We start from the raw sequence: 18,035 nt of genomic DNA, 5'->3' as shown, positions 1-18,035 counted from the left end.
AATGGTCAGAAAGAGTCTGAAATTTGTTCAATGTGCAATGGTGCAGGACATTTATCATATTAATAGAAATAAATTGTATTGAAAAAAAATATATCTTCTTATAAAAGATTGATTTTTTATTATCTTAGTAAAACAAAAGTAAGAAATCGAGTAAAATCGGACTAATGTCGGACTATTGAAAAACAAAAAAAGTTAACTATCTAAATACAAGACAATTAACTTTTTAATTGAGGTTCCTAGCGGATTCGAACCGCTGTGGACGGTTTTGCAGACCGCTACCTAGCCTCTCGGTCAAGGAACCATTCCCGTTGTTTTGGATTGCAAATATAGCAATAATTTCAGAAAAAAAAAGTTTAATACGATTTTTCTAAAATAACACTCACTTTTTCTACATGCCCACCAATAGGAGGATTCAGCTTAGATAATTTTACTTTTGCATACGTGACATTCGTAAGTTCTTGACCTATACGATCTAAGACTCTTTTACAAACATGTTCCAAAAGTTTTGAACGAATACCTACTTCTTCCTTCACAATTTTATTTAACGAAACATAATCCAAAGCATCTATCAATTCATCCGATTCTGTTGCTTTCGTAAAGTCTGCATGCGCTTCCAAATCAACCAAATAATCAGAACCAATACGTGCTTCTTCATCTAAACATCCGTGATTCGAATATATTTTTATATTTTCTAAAATAATTATTCCCATAGTTCAAAGATAAAAAAAGACTTGCGTATTTCTACACAAGTCTTGTATTGTTTAATTTTTTTAAACCTTATTATTTTGCAGATGCATATCTTTCCGCAACTTTATCCCAGTTAATTACAGAGAAGAAAGCCTCAATATAATCAGGACGACGGTTTTGGTAGTTTAAGTAATAAGCATGTTCCCAAACATCTAATCCTAAAACTGGAAATCCTTGTACATCAGCAACCGGCATCAAAGTAGAATCTTGATTTGGAGTTGATGTAACAACTAATTTTCCATCTTTTACGATTAACCAAGCCCATCCAGAACCAAAGCGTGTTGCAGCAGCTTTAGAAAACTCATCTTTGAAAGCTTCAAAAGATCCAAAAGCAGCGTTAATTGCATCAGCAACTTCTGCAGTTGGTTGATTAGCACCACCTGGAGTTAAAATTTCCCAGAATAAATTGTGATTATAGAAACCTCCACCATTGTTACGAACAGCAGGTTTGTCAGTTCCTTTTGCTAAAATTTCTTCGATTGTAGCGTTTGCTAAATCAGTTCCTTCAATAGCAGCATTCAAATTATTTGTGTACGCAGCATGGTGTTTATCATGGTGAATTTCCATTGTTTTTGCGTCAATATGAGGTTCTAATGCATCAAATGCATAAGGTAATTTTGCTAATTCAAAAGCCATAATATTTATTTTTTAGATTTAATTTTCTTGTATAAAGATACACAATAACTCAACAAATATGATTCCGAAATGATAGAATTTTAACATTATTTAATAGTAAAAGCTTATTTTAGTAAAAGATTCTAAATTTTTGAAATGAAAATACTTTGGAAAATAATAAAATGGTTCATCGTAATCATTTGTGTATTAATCCTAATTCTTTATGCAACAGGGAATGACTACATTTTTCGTGGCGTAAAATTAACCTATATGAAAGGTGAAAGCACTGCAAATATCAACGATTACAAAGATTTTGATAACAATGTAATTTTGGCAGATGCACCGCGAGTTTGGCATCAACATTTAGATTATAATCAATTTCCGTTGTCAGCTAATTTCGAAAAGGAGATGAACGATTTCGGAACTGCTGGGTTAGTTATTATAAAAGATAATCAAATTTTGAGCGAATATTATTTCAATGGATATGCGCAAAATGATATTACCAATTCTTTTTCGATGGCGAAAACATTCACGACAATGATGTTAGGAAAAGCGATTGAACAAGGTTATATCAAAGGTTTAGATCAAAAAATAACAGATTTTATTCCCGAATTTAAAAACGATAAATTTGGAGCTGAATGCACCGTTGGTGATTTATCTGCGATGACTTCTGGTTATGATTGGGACGAAGATTATTATTTTCCTCTAAATCCTACTGCAAAAGCATATTATGGCGATGATATAGTTAAACAAATGTTAGCTCGAAAATTTGTTTCTCAACCTGGTGGACATTTCAAATATCAATCGAGTGACACGCAATTATTAGGAATTGTGATTGAACGCGCGTTAAAAAATAAATCGTTATCACAATATTTTCAAGAAGAATTTTGGCAACCAATGGGTATGGAATTAGATGCACAATGGTCGAAAGATAATCCGAAAGGAATGGAGAAAACCTATTGTTGCTTCAATGCAACAGCGCGAGATTTTGCCAAACTTGGACAATTATTATTGAATGATGGAAATTGGTACGGAAAACAAATTTTAGATTCAGTATTTGTTCAGAAAATGGTTTTACCAAACAAAAAAGCATTCGGACCAAATGAGTCACAAATTTATGGTTATTCAGTTTGGATGGATTACAATTACAAAACGCCTTTTTATGCAATGTTAGGACATTTGGGACAACGTATCATTGTAATTCCTTCAGAAAAATTAGTTATTGTTCGAACTGGAAAAACGCATAATGATCAACCAAACAATCATCCAATTGCAGATGGCGATGTTTACCGATTGGTAGACGAAGCAATGAGAATTAATCAAAAAGTGAAAGAAAATGATCCAACGAATTCCTTACAGTAAAATATTATTTTTAGATATCGAAACGGTTCCACAAACCGATGATTGGAATCTTTTGTCTGAAAGAACACAAGCTCTTTGGGAAAAGAAAACAGCTTATCAACGCAATAATAATGAAATTTCTCCTGAAGAATTTTATCACGAACGTGCTGGAATCATGGCTGAATTTGGAAAAATTGTATGCATTTCAGTCGGAATTGTAGTTAAAGATTCTTTTATTCATATCAAAAGTTTTTATGGTCACGACGAAAAGAAATTGTTAGAAGATTTTAATTCAATGTTGATTGAAAATTTTTTCAAGCCTGATCATATTTTATGTGCACACAACGGAAAAGAGTTTGATTTTCCGTACATCGCTCGCCGAATGATGATTAATCAAATTGAAATTCCAGCTATTTTGCAATTATTTGGTAAAAAGCCATGGGAAGTTCAGCATTTGGATACAATGGAATTATGGAAATTTGGCGATTACAAGAACTTTACATCGTTAGATTTATTGGCAAATGTTTTCGAAATTCCAACACCAAAAGATGATATCGATGGTTCACAAGTTGCACGAGTTTATTACGATGAAAACAATGTAGAACGCATCAAAGATTATTGTGAAAAAGATGTTGTAACCTTGATTAATGTTTTCCGAAAAATGCGTTACGATCAACCTTTACAACGAAAAGAAGATATATAAAAACGAAAAAAATCCGCTAATGAGCGGATTTTTTATTCTATATTTTCTAATGATTAATTTTCATCATCTTCGGCTGAATCTGGTTCATCGCGAAAGTTTTCAATCAATTCATCTTTCACTTTCAATTGAACTTGCTCAACAGAATTTCGGTACATTTTGATAATTGTTCCTGTATATTCTTCCAAATCAATCAAATCTCCTTCCGTTAATTCTTTATCAGGATAACATTCAGAAATCAATCCAGCCAACGTATCATAATGTTCACTTTCTTCGAATCTAAACGGTACTAAACGATTAATATCGCTTATCGCGTTGTGTGCATTTATATTATAAACACCTTCAGAAACACGAGAAACTATCGGATCTTCGTTATCATATTCGTCTTGAATTTCTCCAACCAACTCCTCCAAAATATCTTCCATCGAAACAATTCCTGCAACTTCACCAACTTCATTTGTTACAATTGCAATTTGCATATGTTTTTTCTGAAATTGTTTCATTACATTCTTAATCAATGCATTTTCTGAGATAAAAATTGGCTCTCGCAACAATCCTTCAATTTCAGTTTGATTTGGATTTTCCAATAATTGCTTGATTAAATCCTTAGCGTAAATGATACCTTTTATATTATCAAATTCTTCTTCGTAAACAGGATAACGCGAATAACCTTCATTAATCGCATAATCTAACGCATCTTTTACAGAAGTATTAATATTAATTGCAGAAACATTTTTACGTAATGTTTGAATATTCATCACTCGACGATCATCAAACTCAAACACATTTTGAATTAAATTACGCTCAGATTCTTCAATTGCTCCACCTTCAGAACTTTCTGTAATAATCATTTTCAACTCTTCTTCTGTGTGAATTTCACCTCCATGAATAGGATGAATTCCAATCGCACGAAGAATTACATTTGCCAAACCATTCATTAAAACAATAAGAGGTTTGAAAACAAAATAAAATGCACGAAGAGGCCAAGCTACTGTAAAAGTAGTTTTTGTTGGATACTGAATCGCAATAGATTTCGGCGCTAACTCACCAAAAACAATGTGCAAAATAGTAATGATAACGAAAGCTGCTGGGAATGCAACATTATGCGCAATCGCTGTCCAAGAAGGAGAAGTTAAACCAACTACTTCAAAAAGTTTTACGATTACAGGTGTTAAAGAGCTTTCTCCAACCCAACCAAGACCAAGCGAAGCTAATGTAATACCTAATTGTGTTGCGGCAAGATAAGAATCTAAATGATTAACGATTCGTTTTGCAGCATTTGAAGTTCTTTCGTTAATATCTTGATTAACTTCAATTTGTGACGAACGTACTTTTACAATTGCAAACTCGGCTGCAACGAAAAAACCATTTAATAAAACAAGGAAAATTGTAAGCAAAAGTTTTGCTACAGAAATTTCATCGGCGACATTGTGATTAGCGACTAAAAACAATGTCGAAATCTGGGAGTATGTATCCATTCTTCGAATTTAAAAAACTGACTTGTTATAAGTTTTTATAAGTCAGTAAATCAATACATCTAAATTAATAAAAAAAATTAAAAATCACAACGTTTTGATTCGTAGCAAAATTACAAAATTTATAAATACAAAATCTTAGAAATTATTGATTCGAGAAAATGATTAAAAAAATCACTAAATTTCCACTTCATTTACCAAGCAACAATTTGCCATGCAAAAGCAAGATTTACATTATATTATCGAGGTCAAAAATTTATCGATTTCTTTTGGAGATAAACAAGTTTTGAATAACATCAATTTCAAAGTAGAACAAGGTGATACATTAGGAATTGTTGGAGAATCTGGCTCAGGAAAGTCGTTAACTTCATTGGCAATTATGGGTTTATTGTCTCCTAATGCAATTATTCATCCCAAAAGTGAAATTCTTTTTCGTCAAGATGATAAAATGATAGATTTGCTTAAACTTTCGCCTAAAGAACTGGAAAAAATAAGAGGAAATGAAATCGGAATGATTTTTCAAGAACCAATGACTTCTCTAAATCCAAGTTTACGTTGCGGGGAACAAGTGGAAGAAGCGATTCGTTTGCATCAAAATTTATCGAAAGAAGAAGCTAAAAAGAAAGTTCTTCATCTTTTTGAACAAGTAAAATTACCAAATCCCGAACGTATTTATAAAGCCTATCCGCACGAATTATCTGGCGGACAAAAGCAACGTGTAATGATAGCAATGGCGATTTCTTGCGAGCCGAAATTATTGATTGCGGATGAACCTACAACAGCTTTGGACGTTACGGTGCAAAAAGCGACGTTAGATTTATTGAAAGAATTACAAGAAAAAAATAACATGAGCATGTTGTTTATTTCTCACGATTTGGGCGTAATTGCAAATGTTTGCGAAGAAATTTTGGTGATGTTTCGTGGTGATGTTGTAGAACAAGGAAATGTGGAAACTATTTTTAATCATCCGAAAGAAAATTATACAAAAGGTTTAATTGCTTGTCGACCTCGATTGGATGAACGCGCAAAACGTTTACCTACGGTGAAAGATTTCTTAGAAAATCCAAATTTCAAAACTGAAATCTATACAGAAGAGGAACGAGAAGCTTTTCACGAAAAAATTTATGTAAATCCTCCAATTTTAGAGGTTAAGAACTTGAAGAAATATTTCTATCCTTCGACTCTATTTGGAAACGCTACAATCCCGAATGTAAAAGCTGTCGATGATATTTCATTCAAAGTATATCCAGGTGAAACAATGGGCTTGGTTGGCGAATCGGGTTCTGGAAAAACAACCTTGAGTAGAACGGTTTTGTTATTAGAAAAATCAACTGCCGGCGAAATTTATTATAATGGTATAGATATTACGAAACTAAAAAAAGAGCAAATTCGTAAATTAAGAAGAGAAATTCAGATTATTTTCCAAGATCCATATTCAAGTTTAAATCCTCGCCAAACCATTGCGCAAATTATTACAGAACCAATGCAAGTGCATAAAATTGGTCAGAATAAAGCTGAGCGATTAAAAACGGCTTCATCTCTTTTACAAAAAGTGGGTTTATCAGATCAAGATTTGAACAAATATCCGCACGAATTCTCTGGTGGGCAACGTCAACGTATCGGGATTGCTCGTGCTTTGGCTTTAAATCCTAAATTTATCATTTGTGATGAATCTGTTTCTGCGTTGGATGTTTCTGTTCAGGCGCAAGTCTTGAATTTATTAAATGATTTGAAAACAGAGTTTAGTTTTACCTATATATTTATTTCGCACGATTTGGCGGTTGTAAAATATATGAGTGATCAATTATTGGTCATGCAACACGGAGAAATGAAAGAATTGAACGATGCAGACAAGGTTTATGCGCATCCGATAACAAACTATACCAAAGAATTGATAGAAGCAATTCCAAAGCTATAAAAGGATCCTTTATAAAAGCAAAAAGCGTTTGAAGTTTATTTCCTCAAACGCCTTTTTATTGATCGCAATAAATCAATATAAACTAAACTATTTCAAAATAAAAAAAGCATCCAAATCTGAATGCTTTTTAGTAGTCCCTAGGGGAATCGAACCCCTCTTTCTAGAATGAAAATCTAGTGTCCTAACCGATAGACGAAGGGACCTCCTTTCGTATTATTGTGGTGCAAAAATAAACGTTTATTTTTTATTACCAAACAATTTTCGAAAAATTTATACTATTTTTTTTAATCAAGTCAAATTGTAGTCCCTAGGGGAATCGAACCCCTCTTTCTAGAATGAAAATCTAGTGTCCTAACCGATAGACGAAGGGACCACTTAATATGAATTAATTAATTCGAATATTATTTATTTTGAATGAACGTCATTTTGTGTTGGGAGTTGTAGAAAAGTCGATGTATAATTCTAATAATTTGAACCAAGTTGAATTATACAGCGACATTTTCATTCCCGATTAATCATCTAAACATTATGATTAACCTTTACAAACAAAACACAAAAAACAATTTCCTTTACACAGTATTCTACTGGTTGTTTAAAAAATCAACAACTATGAACAAGGAAAAAAAAGATTGCAATAATGCAATCCATCTATTAATTTGTAGTCCCTAGGGGAATCGAACCCCTCTTTCTAGAATGAAAATCTAGTGTCCTAACCGATAGACGAAGGGACCACTTTTATTTTATTAAGCTAATCCCGCAATATGTTTCGCTAACTTTGATTTTAAGTTTGAAGCTTTATTCTTGTGAATAATGTTTCTTTTTGCTAACTTATCAATCATTGAAGAAACTTTCGGAAAAACTGTTTCTGCTTCATTTTTATCAGACTCAGATCTTAAAGCTTTAATAGCTGTACGAGCTGATTTGTGATAATATTTATTACGATCGCGTCTTACCGCTGACTGTCTAATTCTTTTTAATGCTGACTTATGATTTGCCATAACTTAAATCTCTTTCTATTTTAGTTCGGCAAAGATATAAACAAATATTTTATCTCGCCAAATTAATTTAATAATTTTCTAAAACACTTTTATGTAGCCCATAGGAGAATCGAACTCCTGTTTCCAGGATGAAAACCTGATGTCCTAACCACTAGACGAATGGGCCGCATGACGGCTTAACCACTTGTTGTGAAAAGCGAGTGCAAATGTAGAACAATTTTTTGGACTTCCAAATATATTTAAAAGTTTTTTTGAATATGTTTTTGTTAAAAAATGTTAAGGAAGTTAATATTTTGTCAAAACAACTCTTATATATAATGAGTTATAATTTTAACAATTACTTTAGCGGTGCTATTAAAATTTATACAAACGAATACTCAATATATGAAAGCATCGATATTAGGTGTAGCTGCAGTGGTTTGCACGATGTTTATTACATCATGTTCATCTTTAACCCCAGTTAGTGAAGCTACAGAATATTCTTCGAGAAGTTTCGTACCGAAACCAAGAGCTATTGAAGCTCAAGCTAAAATAATCAATAAACATGCCAATTTAGATGTTACACCAATAGAAATTAACGATGAAGCGAAATCTATGGTTGTGTTAAACAGCGTTTTAGAAGAAACGAATGAATTGTTTGCAGGGTTTTTATTAAAAGAAGCAGAAACGTATATTGGTACACCTTACCGATACGGAGGCACAACAAGAAGTGGTATTGATTGTTCTGCCTTTGTTAGAAACGTTTTCGAAACTTTCAATAAAAATTTACCTCGTGTATCTGCAGATCAGGCAAGAGAAGGTTTTACAGTTAGTACAGACGAAGCAAAGGAAGGAGATTTAGTTTTCTTTGCAACAAGAGGTCGTGGTAGAGTTTCGCATGTAGGAATTGTTCATGGAAGAAATAAAGATGGAGTTTTAGAATTTATTCATTCATCTACTTCTCAAGGTGTTATGGTATCTTCTTTAAATGATAGATATTGGGGACCAAAATTCTTATACGTAAAAAGAATATTATAACATTATCATAAAAAAAGCATCAAGTAATTTTGATGCTTTTTTTTTGTCTTATTTTTTTATTTTCGATGTTCTCTCAAAATCATCACAAGCAATACAATTAATGGAACAATCATTCCTAAAATATAATATGTATTGATTTGTAAAATTGTTGGATAAAATAATATTGCAGATAATAATCCCACAATTGCTCCACCTAAATGCGCTGAATGCCCGATGTTCCCTAAATTAGTTTTCATTCCATAAACTGAATATCCTAAATATAAAATTCCGAAAATCCAGGCTGGAATTGGTAAAGCAAAAAATAATCTTAATTCCATTTCAGGAAAAGCTGCAATTGCAGCGAATAAAATCCCTGTGACTCCTCCAGAAGCTCCTACTGCCGAATAAAAAGTTTCTTTCTTGTGAATCAACAAAGACAAAAGATTTCCGCCAATAACCGCTGCAAAAAAAACTAAAAGAAACATTCCGTAACCTACATTTAGTTTAGCATTCGAAAAGTCTCCTAATAAAAATCCTTCTGGACTTGCAAAAAAACCGATAACAGGATTCGCAAAAAAGTAAAGAGTTAACATATTGAATAACAAATGAGTAAGATCAACATGTAAAAATCCTGAACTTAAAATTCTATAGTATTCCTTATTATATAATATCGACCCTACTTGGAATTTATATTTTTCAAAAAAAGCTAAATCGTTAAAACCTTTCCAACTTACCAAAACATTCAATCCAATAACGACTAATGCCACAATAGAGATGTCTCCCATTATTCTTCTATATTTTCTTCTTCATTATTATCCTCCTCAATCGCATCAAATAGCGTCGGCTGCGGCTCTTCTTCTGACTCCTCCTCTTCTTCTGGTTCTTCGAATGGAAGCGGTTCTAACACATTAATCTGTTTTAATTTATATGTCGTCAATTGATTTCCTTGCGCTTTAATTCCTTTAACTGTAATAAATTCTTCTAAATTTATCACTTCTGGTTCTTTTTCTAAACCTTTTACTTTCGGGAAAATCAACTCAATAACTGGTAAATAATCTGTCGAAACAACTTTTATTGATGATTTACCATCTTCTAACGTATAAAAAGTTTGTGGAGAAAATGTATCTTCTAAAAGGAAACGTTTCACAAAATAACGATCTTTTTCTGCATCATAATACACGCAAGAAATCGGTTTTGAAGGTTTCCATTTCTCGATAATTTCTAAATCTTCGTCAAAACGATTACTCAAATCAAACGAAACCAATTTTGCTTCACCTTTTTTATTAATCGTTAAAATTTTATCATCACCCTTAAAAGAACCTAATAAAATCCCCAATCCATCTGCATTTAGGCGTTTTGTATCCGTATCAAACCAAATTTGACGAGGTGCTAAAGTCGAAACTCCTTCCTCTTTCAATTCTACTTTTTTGATTGGATATTTTGTTACTAAATTTCCTTTTGATGCACGACCTTTAATCGCTAAATCAGCAAAATTAATATCAAATTTTAATTTTTTGATTCGTTGATGAGTTTTTAAAATAATTGATACAACTTCGGCTTCTCCATTTGGATTTGCTGAAAAATACAACACTTCCGAACCTTTATTACCAGCCGTTAAATCATATTCTTTATCGCGAGTAATTCCCGTTACAGCAAAACGTTTTTGATAAGCCGGACCATTTTTACCATCGCGATAAATCAAGTTATAAATGGTACGTTTATCATTTTTATGCCAAATTCCAACATGAATAATTCCTTTTCCAACAAAAGTTTTTGCATCAACTTTTGTCACAATCATCGAACCATCATGTTTGAAAACCACAATATCATCAATATCAGAACACTCGAATAAATACTCGTCTTTTTTCAATGAAGTTCCGATAAAACCTTCGTTTCTATCCACATAAAAACGTGTATTTGCAACGGCAACTTTTGTCGCATCAATCGTATCAAATGTTCTAATTTCTGTTTTACGTTCTTTTCCTTTTCCGTATTTTGTCTTTAGGTTTTTGAAATAATCGATCGCATAATCAATCAAATTTGCTAAATGATGTTTTACATTCTCGATTTTATCTTCTAATGATTCAATAAATTGTTGTGCTTTATCTAAATCAAATTTTGAAATACGTTTGATTCGAATTTCTGTTAAACGCGTAATATCTTCTTCCGTAACTGGACGAATTAAATGCGCAATATGTGGCTTCAGCCCTTTATCAATCGCAGAAATTACACCTTCCCATGTTTCTTCTTCTTCGATATCGTGATAAATTCTATTCTCGATAAAAATTCGTTCCAACGAAGAAAAATGCCATTGTTCTTGCAGTTCATCTAACTCAATTTCTAACTCTTTTTTCAACAATTCAACTGTATTGTTTGTATTGTGAATTAAAATTTCAGAAACTGTTAAAAATTCTGGTGTTTGTTCATTAATCACACACGCATTTGGCGAAATAGAAATCTCGCAATCCGTGAATGCATACAATGCATCAATTGTTTTGTCTGGACTACTTCCTGGAACAAGATGAATTAAAATCTCAACTTCAGCCGCTGTATTATCTTCAATCTTTTTGATCTTGATTTTACCTTTATCATTGGCTTTTAAAACTGAATCAATCAAAGATCCTGTCGTTGTGCCGTAAGGAATTTCCGTAATTTTTAACGTTGTTTTATCTTCTTGCAAAATCTTTGCACGAATACGCACTTTACCACCACGCAATCCATCATTATAATCGGAAACATCAACCAATCCAGAAGTTAAAAAATCTGGGAAAATTTGAAATTTCTTTCCTTTCAGATGTAAAATTGACGCATCAATTAACTCATTGAAATTGTGTGGCAAAATCTTTGTTGACAAACCAACTGCAATTCCTTCTACTCCTTGTGCCAAAAGCAAAGGAAATTTGATTGGAAGATCAATTGGTTCTTTATTTCGACCATCATAAGATGGTTGCCATTTTGTAGTTTTTGGATTATAGACAACTTCTAACGCAAATTTAGTTAATCGAGCTTCGATATAACGCGACGCAGCTGCTCGGTCACCAGTGTAAATATTTCCCCAGTTTCCTTGCATATCGATCAACAATTCTTTTTGACCAATTTGAACCATTGCATCAGAAATCGCCATATCACCATGCGGGTGATATTTCATCGTATTTCCTACAATGTTCGCAACTTTGTTATATCGTCCGTCTTCCAACTCGCGCATTGAATGTAAAATTCTACGCTGAACTGGTTTCAACCCATCATAAATAGATGGAATTGCTCGTTCTAAAATTACATAAGAGGCATAGTCAAGAAACCATTCTTGGTACATACCAGAAACCTTCTTGATGCTCTCTTGATTGTCTTGCATCATGTTAAATAGCTACTTCTACATTGTTTTTGACCATACAATTAGACTCCACAATTTTGTCTAATTCAGTCAAAATAATATTAATATTTCGGTTAGAAATGAATGCTAAACGAAATTTGACTTTTGTTAAATTGGTAGGATTCTTTTTACTGTTAATATAAAAGACAACGTTTTTTGAAAGAATTCCTTTCTGAAAATCGTATTTGATCAATTTATACTTCGGTAAATCGATTTTGTTCGTTTTTGAATCTAAGAAGGGTAAAAATCCAACATTCTTCGTTTCAAAAGTTATGGTTTCACCTTTTGTGTCTATCGCAAAAAATTGATTTCCACTTTTATAGCTTACATAAATAAACAACGCTATAAAAATTGCAACAACATAAGGTGGTATTATGTGATACTTGTAAGGTAAAATACCAGCATACATAATAAGGTTTAGAATGATTAAAATAACGATGGTGAAATTTAGCATTTTAAAGAGCTGTATCACATTTTTATTATTCTTCTTCATATTTATAAAATAGGTGTTTAGGTTAGATAGAAAGTAAGTTTTTTATATAATATTCTAATTTTTAATAGCTTCTACAGCCAAATTGTTAATAATAAATTCTTGTCTTGTTGGTGTATTTTTTCCCATGTAAAATTCTAAAAGACTTTCGATGGTTTGATCTTTTCCAATCATTACTGGTTCTAAACGAATATCTTTTCCGATAAAATGTTTGAACTCATCTGGCGAAATTTCACCTAATCCTTTGAATCGTGTAATCTCTGGATTTTTAACTTCTTCCAACGCTTTTATACGTTCTGGTTCAGAATAACAATAACGTGTTTCCTTCTTGTTTCTCACACGAAAAAGTGGTGTTTGCAAAATATACAAATGTCCCTCTTTGATCAATTCTGGGAAAAATTGTAAGAAAAATGTAATAATCAACAAACGAATGTGCATTCCATCGACGTCAGCATCAGTTGCAATTACAACATTATTGTAACGTAAATCTTCTAATCCTTCTTCGATGTTTAATGCCGCTTGTAAAAGATTAAATTCTTCGTTTTCATAAACAATTTTCTTTGTCAAACCGTATGAATTCAACGGTTTTCCTCTCAAACTAAAAACCGCTTGCGTTTCTACACTTCTACTTTTGGTAATCGATCCACTTGCCGAATCTCCCTCGGTAATAAAAATAGTTGTATCTAAACGTAATTCAGCTTTCGGATCATTATAATGTTGACGACAATCGCGCAATTTCTTGTTATGTAAACTAACTTTTTTGGCGCGATCACGCGCTAATTTTCGAATTCCAGAAAGCTCTTTTCGTTCCGTTTCTGATTGTTTAATCTTGCGTTCTAATGCTTGCGCAACTTCTGTATTTTTATGTAAAAAGTTGTCAAGATTCGTTTTGATAAAATCATTTACAAACGTGCGAACCGTTGTCATTCCTGGTCCAATTTCATTCGAACCAAGTTTAGTTTTTGTTTGCGATTCAAAAACTGGCTCAATTACTTTGATCGAAATTGCTCCAATAATTGATTTTCTAATATCCGCAGGATCATAATTTTTATTATAAAATTCGCGAACAGTTTTCACAACAGCCTCTTTAAAAGCTGTTAAATGTGTTCCTCCTTGCGTTGTATTTTGACCATTCACAAAAGAATAATACGTTTCCGAATATGATTTCGAGCTGTGCGTCATCGCAATTTCGATATCTTCTCCTTTCAAATGGATGATATCATAAATTGTTTCTTCCTCGATATTATCATTCAATAAATCTTTCAATCCGTCTTTCGAAAAGAATTCTTCTCCATTGAAAATAATTTTCAATCCTGGATTTAAGTAAACATAGTTTTTCAACATTTTGTCTACATATTCTTTTCTGAATTTAAAATTCAAGAAAATCGATTTATCTGGGATAAATGTAATTTTAGTTCCTTTTCGTAAAGATGTTTCTTTTTCATCTTCTTGATTTGCTAAAATCCCTTGCTCAAACTCTGCAATACGTGTTTTTCCATCTCGAATAGATTGCACTCGAAACGATGTTGACAACGCATTTACAGCTTTTGTACCAACACCATTTAAACCAACCGATTTTTTGAAAGCTTGTGAATCATATTTACCACCTGTATTCATCTTAGAAACGGCGTCAACCATTTTTCCAAGCGGAATTCCACGTCCATAATCACGAACCGTTACCTCATCTTCGCGCAGATTAATTTCGATTGTTTTTCCTGCACCCATCACAAATTCATCGATACAGTTATCTACAATCTCCTTCAACAAAATATAAATTCCATCATCTTGAGACGAACCATCTCCCAGCTTCCCAATATACATCCCAGGTCGCATGCGAATATGTTCGCGCCAATCAAGGGTTTTGATATTGTCTTCCGTATAATTTACTTGTTGATCTAATTCTGACATTTGAGTTGTTGAGTGTTAAACGAGTTTTACAAAAATAAGAAAAAATTTCCTAAAAATATTAAGGTTCATTGTTTTGATTTTGAGCAAAAACGACCTAATTTACCAATATGATAAAATCTAAACTACCCAATGTTTCGACAACCATTTTTTCGGTAATGAGTCAATTGGCAAATGAACATCAAGCGATTAATTTAGCGCAAGGTTTTCCTGACTTTAATGCAGATTCTGAATTAATTAGTCGTTTAAATTATTATTCAACACAAAATTACAATCAGTACGCGCCAATGACTGGCGTCGAAAAATTGCGTGTATTACTTTCAGAAAAATATTCTAATCTTTATCAATCTGATTACGATTTTCAGAATGAAATTAACATTACGAGTGGTGCAAGTCAAGCGATTTTTAATGTTGTTTCTACATTAATTCATCCAAATGATGAAGTAATTATTTTTGAACCTGCTTACGATTTATATCAACCAACGGTTGAATTATTTGGAGGAAAAATTGTTCCAATTCAGCTAAAATATCCTGAATATTCTATCGATTTTGAAGAATTGAAGAAAAAAATTAATGATAAAACGAAATTGATTATCGTTAATAATCCGAATAATCCAACTGGAAAAATTTTATCCGAAAATGATTTAAAACAATTTGAACAAATCCTAAAAGATTCAAATTGTTATTTGCTTGCAGATGAAGTTTATGAGCACATTACATTTGATGGAAAATCGCATCAAAGTTTTGCAAAATTAAAATCAGTAAAAGACAAGATTTTCATCGTAGGTTCTTTCGGAAAATTATTTCACATAACTGGTTGGAAAATCGGTTATATTTTAGCCGAAAAAGAATTGATGAAAGAGTTTAGAAAATGTCACCAATTCAATACTTTTTCTACGCATACACCATCACAATATGCAATTGCAGATTATTTAGAAAAACCTGATCATTACTTGCATTTGAATGATTTTTTTCAACAAAAAAGAGATTTATTTGTTAAAGGTTTAGCTTCAACAAATTTTGAAGTTTTGCCTTGCGAAGGAACTTATTTTGTAAGTGCAAATTATGCTAAAATAAGTGATTTATCTGATGATGAGTTTGCAAAACAGTTAACCATCAAAAATAAAGTTGCGACGATACCAATTTCAGCATTTTACCATGATAAAACAGATAACAAAGTAATTCGATTTTGTTTTGCTAAAAAGGATGAAACACTTTTAATGGCTTTAGAAAATTTGAAAAGTTTGTAGAAAAATAAAAGCTCAATCTTTCGATTGAGCTTTTTATATAGATATAATTTAAATCTTAAACATTAAACAAGAAATGCATAATATCACCATCTTGTACGATGTACGCTTTTCCTTCTACGTTTAATTTTCCTGCTTCACGACATTTAGATTCTGATCCGTATGTAATAAAATCCTCAAATTTGATTACCTCTGCACGAATAAATCCTTTCTCGAAATCAGTGTGAATAACTCCTGCCGCTTGTGGTCCTGTAGAACCTTTTTTGATTGTCCAAGCACGAACTTCTTTTACACCTGCTGTGAAATATGTTTCTAAATCTAACAATGTATAAGCAGAACGAATCAAACGATTAACTCCTGGCTCTTCTAATCCTAATTCTTCCAAGAAAATTTGACGCTCATCAAACGTTTCTAACTCGTTGATGTCTGCTTCTATTTGTGCCGCTAAAATTAACACTTCTGCGTGTTCATCTTTTACAGCTTCTTTCACTTTTTCTACCCATTCGTTTCCGTCTTTTGCAGCAGACTCGTCTACATTACATAAGTACAAAACTGGTTTAGAAGTAATCAATTGTAACGAATCCACAATTTCTTGCTCTTTTTCGTCCAAATCCATTTCACGAACATTTTTCAACTCTTCTAAATGAGCGATTACAGCTGTTAAAACTTCTACAACTTTTTGTTCGTCTTTATTTCCTGCTTTTGCTGCTTTTTTAGATTTATCGATACGTTTTGTAACTGTATCCAAATCTTTCAATTGCAACTCAATATCAATTGTTTCTTTATCACGCAATGGATTAATAGAACCATCAACATGTGTAATATTTTCGTTTTCGAAACAACGTAAAACGTGAATAATTGCATTACACTCTCGGATATTTCCTAAAAATTGATTTCCTAAACCTTCTCCCTTACTTGCTCCTTTTACTAAACCAGCAATATCTACAATTTCTACAACAGCAGGCACAACGCGCTCTGGATTTACAATTGCTTCTAACTGATTTAGACGAGTATCTGGTACAGAAACTGTTCCTACATTTGGTTCAATTGTACAGAAAGGATAATTCGCCGATTGCGCCTTTGCATTCGACAAACAGTTAAATAAAGTAGATTTACCAACATTAGGCAATCCAACAATTCCACATTTCATATATGTTGTCTCTTTTTTTAATGATTGAATATTAGAACGATGTTCTAATAATTTTGTGCAAAGATAATGATTTCCATTAAATTTATTTAACCGAAGAAACTCTGTTCAATTTTATATTTAATACATTTCCAGAATATGATTTCATTTCACCATAAAAACAATCGCAAGTCGCATTATAAGTTAAATCATAATAATTAGAAGTTTTATCAAGATTTATTTTTCTGAATTTGAGTTGAGGAAAATTAAACACAACAGAATCTGTCACATCTTTTTCATAACCATCTTGAAAATCAAATTCTATTTTTAATTTTGATTTATTTCTTGAAACATCCATAACCGCATCACTCTTTGTCAAAGGAACTTCTACCACTTTCGATTTATAATCCAAAAAATCTTGTTTCCATTTTCCTTCAATTGTTTTTATATTATTGGATGCGCAACTCACAAGAAATAGCAAAAAGATAAATCCTAAAAAATGTTTCATAAGTGTTAATTTTTTATTGAAAATACAATTATTTATTTACATTTACTTAAATACTTATTACAATGAAATTAAAAGCCTTAATCGTAAGTTTTATGATTGCTTTCGCAGGAATCGTAAACGCGCAAACAGCAACAGAAATATTAACAAAAGCTCAAAACCAAGCGAAGGTTGAAAATAAAAATGTCTTTTTAATTTTTCATGCTTCTTGGTGCGGATGGTGTAAAAAGATGGAAAAAAATATGGACGATCCAGCTGTGAAACCATATTTTGATGCGAATTATGTCAAAACATTTATTACTGTACAAGAACGTGCAGAGAAGAAAAATTTAGAAACTCCTGATGGAGATGCTGTCAATGAGAAATTAGGTGGTAAAAATCAAGGTTTACCTTTTTGGGTAATTTTAGATTCGACTGGAAAAGTTTTAGAAGATTCTCGCGTAAATGGAGAAAATCTTGGTGGTCCAGCTTCTGAAGAAGAAGTAAATCACTTGATTGCAAAACTTGAAAAAACAACGAAAAACGATAAAGTTGATCCAGAAAAAATCAAAGAAGTTTTTATCTTGAAAAAGAAATAATTCACAAAAAAATCCGCTCAATGG

The 18,035-nt window shown here is 32.1% G+C and carries 16 protein-coding genes and 5 tRNA genes; 6 read left to right on the top strand and 15 right to left on the bottom strand.

Translation table 11 applies throughout. The features are described 5' to 3' along the window. Window positions 1–230 precede the first annotated feature (230 nt). The 3 genes from G0Q09_RS03895 to G0Q09_RS03885 form a co-directional block, all read right to left on the bottom strand. Window positions 231–301, bottom strand: a tRNA-Cys gene (locus tag G0Q09_RS03895). A gap of 52 nt (window positions 302–353) precedes the next feature. Next, window positions 354–710: a dihydroneopterin aldolase gene (folB, locus tag G0Q09_RS03890; RefSeq protein ID WP_219034030.1), complete on the bottom strand. Its 357-nt coding sequence runs from the start codon at window positions 708–710 to the stop codon at window positions 354–356. Window positions 711–780: 70 nt separating this feature from the next. Next, entirely contained in the window at window positions 781–1,383 is a 603-nt protein-coding gene (locus tag G0Q09_RS03885; RefSeq protein ID WP_219034029.1) for a superoxide dismutase, read from the bottom strand. Window positions 1,384–1,518: 135 nt separating this feature from the next. On the opposite strand from G0Q09_RS03885, the gene G0Q09_RS03880 reads away from it, so the two are divergent. Both G0Q09_RS03880 and G0Q09_RS03875 read left to right on the top strand, forming a co-directional pair. Next, complete coding sequence (locus tag G0Q09_RS03880) at window positions 1,519–2,724, top strand: serine hydrolase domain-containing protein (RefSeq protein WP_219034028.1); 1,206 nt, start codon at window positions 1,519–1,521, stop codon at window positions 2,722–2,724. Continuing rightward, window positions 2,699–3,406 carry a 3'-5' exonuclease gene (locus G0Q09_RS03875; protein WP_219034027.1) on the top strand — a complete coding sequence of 236 codons (708 nt, stop codon included), beginning with the start codon at window positions 2,699–2,701 and terminating at the stop codon, window positions 3,404–3,406. Before G0Q09_RS03880 ends, G0Q09_RS03875 begins: the two co-directional genes overlap by 26 nt. Before the next feature lie 53 nt (window positions 3,407–3,459). On the opposite strand, the gene G0Q09_RS03870 is transcribed toward G0Q09_RS03875, so the two are convergent. After that, on the bottom strand, window positions 3,460–4,881 hold the full coding sequence (locus G0Q09_RS03870; protein ID WP_114998216.1) for a hemolysin family protein: 1,422 nt from the start codon (window positions 4,879–4,881) through the stop codon (window positions 3,460–3,462). A 178-nt stretch (window positions 4,882–5,059) separates the two neighbouring features. Between G0Q09_RS03870 and G0Q09_RS03865 the strand changes: the two genes are divergently transcribed. Continuing rightward, window positions 5,060–6,796 carry an ABC transporter ATP-binding protein gene (locus G0Q09_RS03865; RefSeq protein ID WP_371875727.1) on the top strand — a complete coding sequence of 579 codons (1,737 nt, stop codon included), beginning with the start codon at window positions 5,060–5,062 and terminating at the stop codon, window positions 6,794–6,796. 131 nt (window positions 6,797–6,927) lie between these two features. Here the strand turns inward: G0Q09_RS03865 and G0Q09_RS03860 are convergent. From G0Q09_RS03860 to G0Q09_RS03840, 5 genes are all read right to left on the bottom strand, one after another. Beyond that, window positions 6,928–6,999 (bottom strand) — tRNA-Glu (locus G0Q09_RS03860). A 98-nt stretch (window positions 7,000–7,097) separates the two neighbouring features. Further along, window positions 7,098–7,169 (bottom strand) — tRNA-Glu (locus G0Q09_RS03855). 286 nt (window positions 7,170–7,455) lie between these two features. After that, window positions 7,456–7,527, bottom strand: a tRNA-Glu gene (locus G0Q09_RS03850). A gap of 12 nt (window positions 7,528–7,539) precedes the next feature. Then, window positions 7,540–7,794, bottom strand: a complete 255-nt coding sequence (gene rpsT, locus G0Q09_RS03845) for a 30S ribosomal protein S20 (RefSeq protein WP_038334974.1) — start codon at window positions 7,792–7,794, stop codon at window positions 7,540–7,542. 94 nt (window positions 7,795–7,888) lie between these two features. Beyond that, window positions 7,889–7,960 (bottom strand) — tRNA-Glu (locus tag G0Q09_RS03840). 218 nt (window positions 7,961–8,178) lie between these two features. Between G0Q09_RS03840 and G0Q09_RS03835 the strand changes: the two genes are divergently transcribed. Beyond that, window positions 8,179–8,811 carry a C40 family peptidase gene (locus tag G0Q09_RS03835; RefSeq protein WP_038334971.1) on the top strand — a complete coding sequence of 211 codons (633 nt, stop codon included), beginning with the start codon at window positions 8,179–8,181 and terminating at the stop codon, window positions 8,809–8,811. Between the two features lie 56 nt (window positions 8,812–8,867). On the opposite strand, the gene G0Q09_RS03830 is transcribed toward G0Q09_RS03835, so the two are convergent. The 4 genes from G0Q09_RS03830 to G0Q09_RS03815 all read right to left on the bottom strand — a co-directional run bounded on the left by G0Q09_RS03830 (window position 8,868) and on the right by G0Q09_RS03815 (window position 14,558). Continuing rightward, window positions 8,868–9,575 carry a rhomboid family intramembrane serine protease gene (locus G0Q09_RS03830; protein WP_219034025.1) on the bottom strand — a complete coding sequence of 236 codons (708 nt, stop codon included), beginning with the start codon at window positions 9,573–9,575 and terminating at the stop codon, window positions 8,868–8,870. Beyond that, a complete protein-coding gene (locus tag G0Q09_RS03825) occupies window positions 9,575–12,142 on the bottom strand; it encodes a DNA gyrase/topoisomerase IV subunit A (RefSeq protein ID WP_219034066.1) in 2,568 nt (855 codons plus the stop codon). The genes G0Q09_RS03830 and G0Q09_RS03825 overlap by 1 nt, the downstream gene beginning before the upstream one ends. A 4-nt stretch (window positions 12,143–12,146) precedes the next feature. Beyond that, window positions 12,147–12,614: a hypothetical protein gene (locus G0Q09_RS03820; protein ID WP_219034024.1), complete on the bottom strand. Its 468-nt coding sequence runs from the start codon at window positions 12,612–12,614 to the stop codon at window positions 12,147–12,149. A gap of 93 nt (window positions 12,615–12,707) precedes the next feature. Further along, entirely contained in the window at window positions 12,708–14,558 is a 1,851-nt protein-coding gene (locus tag G0Q09_RS03815; protein WP_125348938.1) for a DNA topoisomerase IV subunit B, read from the bottom strand. A 107-nt stretch (window positions 14,559–14,665) separates the two neighbouring features. Here G0Q09_RS03815 and G0Q09_RS03810 point away from each other — a divergent pair, with 107 nt between their 5' ends. Next, complete coding sequence (locus G0Q09_RS03810) at window positions 14,666–15,805, top strand: methionine aminotransferase (protein WP_114998290.1); 1,140 nt, start codon at window positions 14,666–14,668, stop codon at window positions 15,803–15,805. 55 nt (window positions 15,806–15,860) lie between these two features. Here G0Q09_RS03810 and ychF read toward each other — a convergent pair whose 3' ends face one another. Together ychF and G0Q09_RS03800 are read right to left on the bottom strand one after the other, a co-directional pair. Continuing rightward, entirely contained in the window at window positions 15,861–16,952 is a 1,092-nt protein-coding gene (gene ychF / locus G0Q09_RS03805; RefSeq protein ID WP_125348936.1) for a redox-regulated ATPase YchF, read from the bottom strand. Window positions 16,953–17,034: 82 nt separating this feature from the next. After that, complete coding sequence (locus tag G0Q09_RS03800; RefSeq protein WP_219034023.1) at window positions 17,035–17,436, bottom strand: hypothetical protein; 402 nt, start codon at window positions 17,434–17,436, stop codon at window positions 17,035–17,037. Window positions 17,437–17,498: 62 nt separating this feature from the next. On the opposite strand from G0Q09_RS03800, the gene G0Q09_RS03795 reads away from it, so the two are divergent. After that, window positions 17,499–18,011, top strand: a complete 513-nt coding sequence (locus tag G0Q09_RS03795) for a thioredoxin family protein (RefSeq protein ID WP_219034022.1) — start codon at window positions 17,499–17,501, stop codon at window positions 18,009–18,011. Window positions 18,012–18,035: the final 24 nt, after the last annotated feature.

The sequence above is a fragment of the Empedobacter falsenii genome, assembly GCF_019308355.1.
GTDB lineage: Bacteria > Bacteroidota > Bacteroidia > Flavobacteriales > Weeksellaceae > Empedobacter > Empedobacter falsenii_B.
This window is presented reverse-complemented; position numbering and strand designations above follow the sequence as displayed.